The following is an 11,708-nucleotide window of genomic DNA, read 5'->3' on the forward strand; positions in this document are numbered from 1 at the left end:
CGCCCGGCGCGATCTGCCACCGCCGGCACGGCGTGGCCACCGCCGACGCCGGGCGGCGCGACGGCGCCGGCTTGACCGGCCGTATCGCCGACCAGCAACCTGCGCCATTCGGCGATGCTCTGCGGCCGCTTGGTTTCATCCACGTTCAAGGCCAGGTCGATCGCCCTGAGGAACTGCGGCTCGAAGCGGCCTTCGCCATAGAAGGTCGCGGGAATGATGGCGTCGTGCTGTATCCGGTGCAGCGACATGGGCGGAACGGAGCCCGTGACGATCCGGTAGAGCACCCCGCCCAGCGCATAGATGTCGGTCCACGGGCCCTGGTTGCCCTGGCGGGAATACTGCTCGGGCGGACCGTAGCCGTGGCTGATGACGACCGTCATCGCGTCGCTGGAGGTCGGCGCCCGGGCGGCCCCGAAGTCGATCAGGACCGGGCTGCCGTCGCTGGCGCGCAGCACGATGTTGGCCGGCTTGATGTCCCGGTGCAGGAATCCCGCCGCATGCACCGACTCCAGGCCATCGAGCAGGGGCATCATCAGGGCCAGCACGGCCTGCGTGTCCCAGCGTGCAGGGTCGGCCTCCAGCGCATCCTCCAGGCTCTGACCCTCCTCGTAGGCCATGACCATGTAGCAGCTGGCGTTGCCTTCGAAGTACCGGAACACCTGGACGATATTCTTGTGACGGAAGCGCGCCAGGGTCTGCGCCTCGCGCATGAAGCGGTCCTTGCCCCAGGAATACTCGGCCTGTGCCTGTTCCGACTTCAGCGCCACGGCGCCCGAGAACGGGTTGCGCACCACCGCGCTGGACGGGAAGAACTCCTTGATCGCTACCTTGAGGTGCAGGTTGTTGTCCGCCGCCAGGTAGGTGATGCCGAAGCCCCCCATGCCGAGCACGGACAGCACGCTGTACTCCTGCAACAGGGTGCCCGGCGGCAAGGCCGGGGAAAGGGTCTGCGGCAGCTCGGCAGCCAAGGCTAGGATCCGGTGGGTGTCCTGATGAGAGGCCTGGCAATGGTAACGCAAAGAACCGGGCGCGCCCCCAAGCGGCGGGTACCTGCTCCTGCGGCGATGCCATGTGTGGTGGCAGAATCAGGGTTTTGCCGGAGACCCGCCATGAGCCTTTCCATGTACGACGCCAGCGCCCCGCGTTTTGCCCACATGTTGCGCAACCTCGATGTCATCCTCGCCAAGGCGCAGGCCCATGTCGTGGCGAAGAAGATCGATCCCGCTGTTCTGCTGGGGGCGAGGCTGTTCCCCGACATGCTGCCCATGATCAAGCAGGTGCAGATCGCCACCGACCACGCCAAGGGTGCCGTTGCGCGACTGGCCGGCGCCGAGGTGCCGCGCTACGAGGACAGCGAGCAAACCTTCGACGAACTGCGCGCCCGCATCGCCAGAACGATTGCCTTCGTCGGGACCTTCGCCGCCGCACAGGTCGCTGGCTCGGAGCAACGCCCGATCGCGCTGCGCGTCGGCGGCAGGGATTGGTCCTTCACGGGACAGGACTATCTGCTCGGCTTTGCCATGCCGAACTTTTACTTCCACCTCGTCACCGCCTACAACATCCTGCGCCACAACGGCGTGGAGATAGGCAAGGGCGATTACCTGGGCGAGCCCTGAGCGCCTATGAATAAATCCGCTGCGCGTGTCGGATCGGGGCTTGGGCGGTCCTCTCTATCCTCACATATAACGACATATGTTCCGGTAGGCCGCACCCCGCTGCCGACCACTTGCTACGATTTCTTCACAGGCTCTGAGCGGCCGGGCAGCCATGGCGAATGACGAAAACTACGACAGCTTCCGCAGCCTGGAATTCCAGTTGTCGCGGCGCGGCCTGGAGTCCGAGGCGATCAGCCTCGAAGTGGCCATCATCCGGGGCGGCAACCATGCGGAGCGTCTGGCGCTGGCCGGTGCGGCGCTGAAGGCCATACGGGCAGGGCACCCCGACATCTGCCGCAAGGCGCTGGAGGGCTTCATCGAAGCCTGCGTGCGGGAGATCCAGAAGGAGTGGCCGCAGTACGGCTGATGGGGCGGTTGCTCGGTGCGGGTAGCGGCGCAGGCGGCGCTGAGTCGGCCGCGTCAGATTGAAAGTCGTCGTCCCACGGGGATTTCCCTCGGGCACCTTCGGGACGCGGGTACCGGGGCGGGCTGTTCCGCGAGTACCGACGCAAGTCGGTTCAAAGCCGGTCCGGGATCGGCGATTGACAGTTTCACCCGGCGTCAGCCACACTCCCTGGCGGCTCCTCGGATTTTCTCCGCTTTGTTCGGGCTCGATTATGGTCTGGCGATGAGCCGCAATCCAATTACCCTGAGGTGAAGTCATGTACGGCGATCTTCCGTTGCTGCTGAGAAAGACGCAATTCTTCGAAAAATTTACCGATGAAGAGAAGAAGGTATTGCTGGGCATGCCGCATTTCTTTTCCAGGTTCAGAACCGGCGAATTCCTCATTCGCGAAAACGAAAAAGACGACAATGCCTTGTTCGTCATGCTCCAGGGTTCCGCAAGCGTAAGCAAGAACAGCAATCCGAAGCAGTTTCTCGATACGATGGTCGCCGGAAACGTCTTTGGTGAAATATCCTTTCTGATTCAGATCCCCAGAACTTCGAATGTCGTTGCGCTTGAAGACTCATTTTGTTTTGTCCTCAAAGGCAACAAACTGGACAAACTGCCTTTGCCGCTGCAAATCAAGTTTCGGGATTGCTTGATTGCCATCCTGGTGAAGCGCCTGATCCATCTCGATCACCTGCAAACGAATCCGGCCGTGTTCGAGGACGACATCAAGGACTAGAACAGGCTGGCCACTGTTTGCAACGATCAAGTACTCCGGTTCCCGAAAGCTGCCTCGGCAACGTCGCCGCAGGTTTGCCACGCTGTTTCGGCCTGGCAGGCGAGGCAGGGGTTATCGTGAGCTGAAGTGCCGGGATTTCCGCCTTTACCGATTCGACTAGCGTGCCGCCTGTGCCTAAACCGATACGTCATTACCTGCGGCGCATGACGGGGTAATGGTCTGTGTACTCCCGCAAGCGCCCGTCAGTTGTCATGCGAATTCAGCGCGGGCGGATGAAAGCAGCACGTCGTCCAGATCAAGGCGATCGATTCACCGACCACTGCCTTGGCTCCGGCACTTGTTTGCCACCACTGTTCCGGGTCGTATTCCGTCGGCCGGGCAGCAAGAACACCTATGTCGATGGTCGGCCCGAAGGCCATGCGGTATAGCGCCCGTGACCGCCGGGCATGGGTTCCGCTCGAAAATACATCCAGCGACACGATGCCCGACCCTGGCTTGTCTGCCCAGTCACGCAGCGCGGCCGCGCTCTGATAGGTCCGGTCCAGCGCCGATGCCGGTGTGGGAACGGGGATGACTTCACTACCCGAAAGCCCTTGGCTTTTGAGATAACGGGCGGCGAAATCCGCATAGTTCGATGCCCCAAGCAATTCGGGGAATCGATCGATAGGCCCGCCCGTCGTGACGACACGGTCGTAGCGACCCTTCCGATACGCTTCCACTGCCTGATCGAATTCGCCGGATGCCAGCCAACCCTCGACGACGAGCAACCGTGCTCCGGGTACCGGGTCATTCGGCGCGAGGAACGGGTAAGCGCGAAAGCCGGCCAACAAGGCGGCCGCGCCTGCGAACGCGATCAGAACCAGCCAACCGAACGCGCTTGGCAGCCAAATCTGCCGCCGTTGGAAAAGGGAAATGCGAAACATGCTTTGCTCGAGTCGGGTCATGGCGTCCGACCAATCAACGGAACAGCGCGATCGAGCGCCCCGCCAGGCTGCAGTCGGACTGTATCAATCGGCCTGCGCGCAAAGCGCCACGATCTGTTCGAGCAGCACCTGAACCTCTTCCTGTTCCGCCATTTCGCACTGCTCTTCAAGGACCGAGGACAGGATCTCGTCGGTGGTCAGCGGGTTGGCCATGACCACGCGGAAGACGGTGATCCTGGTGCCTTGGTAGCGGCCCGGGGCGAGGCGCGTGCGGGAAACGAAACTGCGGCCGGTTTCGCGCTGGCGCTTTTGCATGGTTTCGGTGACTTTGTCGATGACTTCGTTGATGCGCGCGGCTTTTTCGGCGGGCGCCCGGGCCAGTTCCTGTTGTATCCAGGCCGGATTGTGGCGGTAGGTGAGGATGTTGAGCTCGGGTTCGGTGACCAGTTCGAAGTCGGGATGGGCGTCGATGCTGCGCGCGAAGCGGTGGGCGCGTTCGATGCCCCGGTCGATGAGGATTTCATAGCCCTTGCGGCCAATGATCGAGAGGCCGGCGTGTACCAGCATGGCCATGCCCGGCCTGGAGCCTTCGAGGGTGTGGCTGCCGAGGTCGCGCGAGCCTTGGCGCAGGATGTAGGCGGCGTGATGCTCGATGGCGGCCAGCGCGGTGGGGTCCTTGAACAGCACCATGCCGGCGCCCATGGGCACATACATTTGCTTGTGCGCGTCGATCGTGACGGAGTCCGCCCGCTCGATGCCCTTGAGCCGTACCTTGTAGGTGCCGGAGAACAAGGTCGGGCCGCCCCAGGCGGCATCCACGTGGAAATGGCAGCCGAGTTCCTGCGCCAGGTCGGCGAGGTCGTCGAGCGGGTCGATGTTGCCGGTTTCCGTGGTGCCCGCGATCCCGACCAGGCTCAGCGGGCGGATGCCGTCGGCCTTGAGCCTGGCGCATTGCTGGCGCAGGCATTTCATGTCGATGCGGTTGTTGTTGTCGGTGTCCACCGCGATGAGGTTGTCGCGCCCGATGCCCAGCACGTCGACGGCCTTGCCCAGGGAGTAATGGCCGCGCCGCGATACCAGGACGGCGAGCCCTTTGCAGCCAAGGTGCTCCATGGCTTTGCACATGCCTTCCTGGGCGATGCCCCTGAAATTTCCGGAGGGACTGAACAGCCGGTTGCGCGCCGCCCAGAGGGCCGTGATGTTGGCGATGGTCCCGCCGGAACAGAAGGCGCCCAGGGCGTGGCGGCTGTCCTGCATCCACTGGCCGTAGAAGTCGTCGTCGCCGCTGTACACCAGCCGGTGCAGCATGCCCAGCACCTGCCGCTCCATGGGCGTGAAGGCGCGCGAGGTTTCGACCTTGACCAGGTTCTGGTTCAGCGCGATGAGGATGCGGGAGAGCGGCAACATGAAATTCGGCAAGGCGGATGTCATGTGGCCGATAAATCCGGGCGCGGCGGTGTGGACGGATTGGGAGACGACCTTTTCCTTGAGGAATTCCGTATAGGTCGAAACGTAGGAAGGATCTTCGGGAATCCGCGACTGGGAGAAATCCCGCTCGATCTCGGCCAGGTCGCGCTCGACCGCGACGATGTGGTCCTGCAGAAAGCCCATCAGGTTGTCGGAGATGGCCTGGTCGATGCGCCCCAGGGTGGACTCGGGCGATTCCGGAACAGTGAAGATCCGGTAGAGGTTTTCCAGGCTGGCCTGGGCGGGTTCTCTGGAGTTAAGCATGAAGGAAAAGGATGGCGACTATTGAGGGAGGGATGATAAGGCCACTGGTCGCGGGAAACGTCATCAGTTTGCGGGAAACGGGAAATTGCCCGAACTGCTGCCGGGATGCTTGGTTCGCGATGCGTACCGTCCCCGGCGAGCTCAGTCGCGCGCAAGCCGGCGGAGCGTGCATCCGGGGCGCCTCAACGGCAGGTCAGGGCGATCGCCGCCGTATCGCCAGCGACCAAAGGAAGTCCCTGTGGGGCGCCGACTTTCTTCTGCTGTCCGGCGCTGACCGCACTATTTCACCCTCATGCAGCCAACTTCGCCGGCCGCGCCGCCAGATCGAAGGCCGCCCGCAACTCCTCCTGCCTGGCCCTTGCCTGAACCACCGATCTTTCCTTGACCGGCCCATAGCCGCGTATGCCGTCGGGTACGCTGGCCAGGGCGACGGCGGCCGCAAGATTGTCGGCGTCGAGGCGGTCGAGGATGTGGGCCACAGTGCGCTCGTAGTCGGCGATCAGTTCGCGTTCCTGCACGCGCTCGGGGATGCGGCCGAAGGGATTGAAGGCGGTGCCGCGCAGGAATTTGAGGCGGGCCATGAACTTCATCGCGGACAGCAGCCAGGGGCCGAAGCGGATTTTCTTCGGCTCGGCGCCGGGCTTCTCTGCGCGGCTCCAGGGCAGGGTGATGTGGAAGTCGAGCCGGTAGTCGCCTTCGAAGCGCGCCGCCAGTTCCTTCTCGAACTGCGGGTCGGCGAACAGGCGCGCGACTTCGTATTCGTCCTTGTAGGCGAGCAGCTTGAAGTAGTTGCGAGCCACTGCGTCGGTGAGTGCCGTAGCGCCAGCGACCGCAGGAAGTCCCTGTGGGGCGCCGACTCTTGTTGCGCGCTCCCGGACTTGTTCCACCAGTGCCATGTAGCGCTGCGCGTAGGCCTCGTCCTGATAGCCCACGAGGAATTCGCGCCGACGTTCGATGATCTGTTCGAGGCTGGTCGAGAGCGTGTGCGTCGGGCTGCGCACCTCGCCGGCGGCGACCAGCACCTCGACGCGGGCCGGGTCGAGGGCATGGCGGCGGCCCCAGGAGAAGGCACGGCGGTTTTCTTCGGCGGCGGCGCCGTTGAGTTCGATGGCGCGCAGCAGCGCCTCGGACGAAAGCGGTACGAAGCCGCGCTGGAAGGCGTAGCCGAGCATGAAGATGTTGGTCGAAATGCTGTTGCCCATCAGGCGCGCGGCGATGCGGCTGGCGTCGAGCAGGGTGGTGGCGGCGGCGCCGACGGCATCGACCACCGATTGCGTCATGGCATCGGCGGGAAAGGTGCGATCGGGGTTGCGCAGGAATTCGCCGGTGATCGCCTGGCTGGTGTTGATGATGGCGTGGGTCGAGCCGGCGGCGGTCTTCGACAGCGCGTCGTCGCTGACCGCGACCACCATGTCGCAGCCGAGCAGCAGCGAGGCCTCGCCGGTGGCGATGCGCGAGGCATGGAGCTGCTGCTGGCTTTCGGCGATGCGCACGTGGGACATCACGGCGCCGCCCTTTTGCGCCAGCCCGGTCATGTCGAGCACGGTGACGCCCTTGCCTTCGAGGTGGGCGGCCATGCCGATCAGGGCGCCGATGGTGACCACGCCCGTGCCGCCGACGCCGGTGACGAGGATGCCGTAGGGTTCGCCCAGGCCGCCGTGGCGGGGCTCCGGCAGGTCGGTGAATTCCTCGGGCGCGGCGGCCATGGCGCGCCCGCGGCGCAGGCTGCCGCCGTGCACCGTGACGATGCTGGGGCAGAAGCCGCCGACACAGGAGTAGTCCTTGTTGCAGGAGTGCTGGTCGACGGCGCGCTTGCGGCCGAACTCGGTGTCGACCGGCAGCACGGCGAGGCAGTTGGACTTGACGCTGCAATCGCCGCAGCCTTCGCACACCGCCTCGTTGATGAAGACGCGCACGGCGGGGTCGGGGAAGCGGCCGCGCTTGCGGCGGCGGCGCTTTTCGGCGGCGCAGGTCTGATCATAGATCAGCACGGTGACGCCGGGAGTGTCGCGCAGTTCGACCTGCGTCGCATCGAGTTCGTCGCGGTGGCGGATCTCGACGCCGGGCGCGAAATCGGCGACGCCCTTGTACTTCTCCGGTTCGTCCGACATCACGATGATGCGCTTGACATCCTCGGCGGCGAGCTGGCGCGTCAGTTGCGGCACGGTCAGCGTGCCGTCCACCGGCTGGCCGCCGGTCATGGCGACGGCGTCGTTGAACAGCAGCTTGTAGGTGATGTTGATCTTGCCTGCCACTGCCGCGCGTATGGCGAGTATTCCGGAATGGAAGTAGGTTCCGTCGCCCATGTTGGCGAAGATGTGCGTGGTTCCGCTGTGGCCGGAGACGCCCAGCCAGGCGGCGCCTTCGCCGCCCATGTGGGAAATGGTGACGGTGTTGCGGCCCATCATCACCGCCATCAGGTGGCAGCCGACGCCGCCCAGCGCGCAGCTGCCGGCGGGCACCTTGGTGGACTGGTTGTGCGGGCAGCCGGGGCAGAAGTAGGGCGTGCGCAGCAGCGTGGTGCGCGGCCGCGACAGGGCGCTGGCCTTGGCGTCGAGGAAGGCGATGTAGGCCTCGATGCGCTCCGATTTGTGGAAGCGCCCGACGCGGGACGCGACGGCGCGCGCGACCAGCGCCGGCGTCAGCTCGGCGGTGGGCGGCAGCAGCCAGCGATGCTCGGGCTGCGGCCATTCGCCGGATTCGTCGTATTTGCCGACGATGCGCGGGCGCACTTCGCGGCCTTTGCCGTCGGTCCAGTTGTAGAGCATTTCCTTCAACTGGTATTCGATCACCTGGCGCTTTTCCTCGACCACCAGGATCTCTTCCAGGCCTTCGGCGAAGTGGCGCACCGATTCGGCTTCCAGCGGCCAGGGCATACCGACCTTGCACAGGCGCAGGCCGATCTCGGCGGCATAGTCCTCGTCGATGCCGAGGTCGTCGAGCGCCTGGCGCAGGTCGAGCCAGGCCTTGCCGCAGGCGATGATGCCCAGCCGCGGGCGCGGGCTGTCGAACACGATGCGGTTGAGCCGGTTGGCGCGGGCGTAGGCGAGTGCCGCATAGACCTTGAATTCCTGCAGGCGGAGTTCCTGCGCCAGCGGCGAATCGGGCCAGCGCAGGTGCAGGCCGTCGGGTGGCAGGCGAAAATCGTCGGGCATGACGATCTTCAGGCGCGCCGGGTCGACTTCGACGGTGGCCGAGCTTTCGGCCGTGTCGGAGGTCAGCTTGAGCGCCACCCAGCAGCCGGAATAGCGCGACATGGCCCAGCCGTGCAGGCCGAAGTCGAGGTATTCCTGCAAGTCGGCGGGCGCCAGCACCGGGATGCCGCAGGCCGCGAAAATGTGCTCGCTCTGGTGCGCCACCGCGGATGAGCGCGCTCCCGGATCGTCGCCGGCGACCAGCAGCACGCCGCCGTGCTTCGCGGTGCCGGCGTGGTTGGCGTGCTTGAACACATCGCCGCTGCGGTCGACGCCGGGGCCCTTGCCATACCACATCGAGAATATGCCGTCGAACCTGGGCTCGGGGAACAGGTGCAGCTGCTGGGTGCCCCAGATCGCGGTTGCGGCGATGTCCTCGTTGACGCCCGGCTGGAAGGTGATGTCGTGCTGCTTGAGGAAGGGGCGCGCGGCGTGCAACGCCGTGTCCAGCCCGCCCAGCGGCGAGCCGCGATAGCCGGACACATAGCCGGCGGTATGCAGGCCGGCGGCGCGGTCCATGGCATGCTGCAGCATCGGCAGGCGGGCCAGCGCCTGCATCCCGGTGAGGAAGACGCGGCCGTGTTCGAGCCGGTATTTGTCGTCGAGCGATACATTGGCAAGCGTCATCTGCATTCCCTTTCCTGCTGCTGCGCGCCGCTGCGGTGCGCAGCAGCGGTGTCCGCCACACGTGCGATCCGTGGCGGATCGCGGCTGTCAACGCACGGAGGGCGGGGCCGTTCGGGAACTGTGGGTGGTGGTGCACCACCAGGTGCGGTAGCGGGTGGAGATGCGGTGCGAGGCGGTCATGCGGCAACCTCACTGCGCGTGGCGTCGCGCTCGGCGGCGCGGCGGCTGAAGCGCTGGGCCAGCTTCGGCGCACGGCCCGGCGTGCTCCACGGGCAAACGGCGATGCAGATGCCGCAGCCGTAGGTCTCGTTGAAGTAAGGGATGCAGCGGTCGAAATCCACGGCCCATTTCACCGTGCCGCGCACCAGGCGCTTTTCGCGGCTGATGGCATCGGGCGGGCATTCGTTGGCGCAAACCTGGCAGCCGGCGCAGAAGTCGTCGGCGCCGAAGGCATCGGGTGCATCGGGCAGCAGCGGCAGGTCGGTTTCGACCGCGGCGAGGCGGAAGCTGGAGCCGAACTCGCGGTTGATCAGCGAGCCGTGCTTGCCCAGTTCGCCGAAGCCGCAGGCGATGGCGGCCGGCAGAAGGTTGAGCGAGCCGACCCAGGGGCCGGCGTGGGGCACGGCCTGGTAGCCCTGGCCTCGAATCCAGTGTGCCAGCCAGTTCACCACGCGCGCGCCGCGGTTGTACTGGTCGCAGACTTCGAGCTGCCCTTCAGGGTCCTCGGCGCTCGACGGCACCCTGGACAGGCGCGCGTGATCCATCGCGTTGCCGACAATGACCAGATTGGGCAGCGTGCTTTCGAAGCCCTCGTACACCCATTCCGGGCGAATCGCGGCGATGCCTACCAGTTCCGCTTCGCTGCCGGCACCGGGGTAGCCGGCCGGACGCGCGCCGGGGCGGTCGAGGACGAAGTCCTTGACCTGCGCGGTCCAGGAGTCGGCGCTGGCGCCACGGCGTTCGGGTGCCGGATCGGGCAGTTTGTGCGGGCCGCGATCGGCCTTTGCATAGACGTCGTTGTAGGCCTGGACCTGGGTGAAGCGCTGCTTGACGGCATCGAGCAGGCGTGCGAAGGGGTGGTTGCCGGGCTTGCGCAACCAGAAAATCTGGCGTGGGCGGCGGGCTTCGGTTTCGCCCCAGCCGTTGAAGTCGCAGCCGGATATTTCAGGCAAGAGCGCCGCATGCTCCGGCGACGGAGTCCACGGTGGCTGGTTTTTCTTGCTCATGCTTCAGTTGGCGGTTGTCGGGGCGGCGGCAGGTGCGCCGCCCCGCACGGCTCAGTCCTTGACCCGCGCGAACTTGCCATCCTTCACGGTGATCAGGACCTGGCCGCGAAGGTCGTAGCCCGAGTGGTTGGCGGCCGACATGTTGATCGGACCCTGCGAGGCCTTCAGCTCCTTGGTGCCCTCCAGCGCATCGCGCAATGCGGTACGGAACTCCTGCGTGCCGGGCTTGCCTTTCTTGATGGCGATGGGAATGGCATTGGACAGCAGCAGGCCAGCGTCATAGGTGCCGGCGGCGAACACCGGCGGCTTGGCGCCGAAGGCCTTTTCGTAGCCATTGATCAGATCGAGGGTCACGGCTTTCGTCGGAGCACTGTCCGGGATCTCGTCGGGCACCACCACCATCGGACCCAGGATCAGCGCACCTTCGACTTTCTTGCCGCCGATCTGCAGGAAGGCTCCGGACGCGGCGCCGTGGGTCTGGAAGATCGGACCCTTGAAGCCGGAGTCGACCAGCTGCGAGTGCGGCATCGCGGCATCGGCGCCGACGCCGGCGACCATCATCGCGTCGGGCTTGGCGGCGACCATCTTCAGCGCCTGCGCCAGTGCGGTGGTGTCCTTGGCGCCGTAGCGTTCGTTGGCGACGACCTTGATGCCCGCCTTTTCGGCCATCGGTGAGAAGGTCTTGTACCAGTTTTCGCCGTAAGGATCGTTGCGGCCGATGAAGGCGACGGTCTTCACGCCGCGCTTGGTCATGGCGGCGACCAGGCCCTCGCTGATCACATCGTCATTGGGATGGGTCTTGAACACCCAGCGCTTCTTGTCATCCATCGGCAGCACCACGGCGGAGGTGCCGACCGGCGCCAGCATCGGCGTCTGCGCCTCGGCCATGAACTGCAGCACGCCCATGGCGTTGCCCGAGCCTGAGGGGCCGATCAGCGCGTCGATCTTGCTCTCGCCGAGCAGCTTCTTGGTCAGCGTCACGCTTTGCGTCGGATCGCTGGCATCGTCGAATACCAGGTACTCGACGTCGAGGCCGTCGATCTTCTTCGGCAGCAGGGCTACGGCGTTCTTCTGCGGGATGCCGACGAAGGGAATCGCGCCGGTCGACGAGGCGATGACGCCGATCTTGACCTGTGCGTGAACGGGCAGGCTCATCGCCATCGCGATGCCGGCGGCGGCGAGCAGGGCGTGCATTTTTTTCATTGTGTCTCCTCCTTGGTGA

9 protein-coding genes are annotated in these 11,708 nt (G+C 65.4%); 3 read left to right on the top strand and 6 right to left on the bottom strand.

From position 1 onward, the window contains the following. Positions 1-968: serine/threonine-protein kinase (locus tag J0M27_RS02985; protein WP_294987307.1), on the bottom strand; the 968-nt coding region annotated here is incomplete at its 3' end. A gap of 141 nt (positions 969-1,109) precedes the next feature. Here J0M27_RS02985 and J0M27_RS02990 point away from each other — a divergent pair. The 3 genes from J0M27_RS02990 (at position 1,110) to J0M27_RS03000 (ending at position 2,785) form a co-directional block, all read left to right on the top strand. Further along, positions 1,110-1,616 (top strand): DUF1993 domain-containing protein, encoded by a 507-nt coding sequence (locus J0M27_RS02990; protein ID WP_294987309.1) that lies wholly within the window; start codon positions 1,110-1,112, stop codon positions 1,614-1,616. Between the two features lie 151 nt (positions 1,617-1,767). Next, a complete protein-coding gene (locus J0M27_RS02995; RefSeq protein WP_294987311.1) occupies positions 1,768-2,022 on the top strand; it encodes a hypothetical protein in 255 nt (84 codons plus the stop codon). Positions 2,023-2,317: 295 nt separating this feature from the next. Further along, the gene (locus tag J0M27_RS03000; RefSeq protein WP_294987313.1) at positions 2,318-2,785 is read left to right on the top strand and encodes a cyclic nucleotide-binding domain-containing protein; all 468 of its coding nucleotides are present in this window, start codon (positions 2,318-2,320) and stop codon (positions 2,783-2,785) included. A gap of 242 nt (positions 2,786-3,027) precedes the next feature. On the opposite strand, the gene J0M27_RS03005 is transcribed toward J0M27_RS03000, so the two are convergent. From J0M27_RS03005 to J0M27_RS03025, 5 genes are all read right to left on the bottom strand, one after another. After that, complete coding sequence (locus tag J0M27_RS03005) at positions 3,028-3,708, bottom strand: YdcF family protein (protein WP_294987315.1); 681 nt, start codon at positions 3,706-3,708, stop codon at positions 3,028-3,030. 84 nt (positions 3,709-3,792) lie between these two features. Beyond that, a complete protein-coding gene (panP, locus tag J0M27_RS03010; RefSeq protein ID WP_294987317.1) occupies positions 3,793-5,439 on the bottom strand; it encodes a pyridoxal-dependent aspartate 1-decarboxylase PanP in 1,647 nt (548 codons plus the stop codon). A gap of 290 nt (positions 5,440-5,729) precedes the next feature. Further along, positions 5,730-9,266 (bottom strand): indolepyruvate ferredoxin oxidoreductase family protein, encoded by a 3,537-nt coding sequence (locus tag J0M27_RS03015; RefSeq protein WP_294987319.1) that lies wholly within the window; start codon positions 9,264-9,266, stop codon positions 5,730-5,732. A gap of 170 nt (positions 9,267-9,436) precedes the next feature. Further along, positions 9,437-10,486 carry a 4Fe-4S dicluster domain-containing protein gene (locus J0M27_RS03020; protein WP_294987320.1) on the bottom strand — a complete coding sequence of 350 codons (1,050 nt, stop codon included), beginning with the start codon at positions 10,484-10,486 and terminating at the stop codon, positions 9,437-9,439. 51 nt (positions 10,487-10,537) lie between these two features. Beyond that, positions 10,538-11,689, bottom strand: coding sequence for an ABC transporter substrate-binding protein (locus J0M27_RS03025; RefSeq protein ID WP_294987322.1), 1,152 nt, complete (start codon positions 11,687-11,689; stop codon positions 10,538-10,540). Between the last annotated feature and the right edge of the window lie 19 nt (positions 11,690-11,708).

Source organism: Sulfuritalea sp. (assembly GCF_017302275.1).
In the GTDB taxonomy this organism is placed as follows: Bacteria; Pseudomonadota; Gammaproteobacteria; order Burkholderiales; family Rhodocyclaceae; genus Sulfuritalea.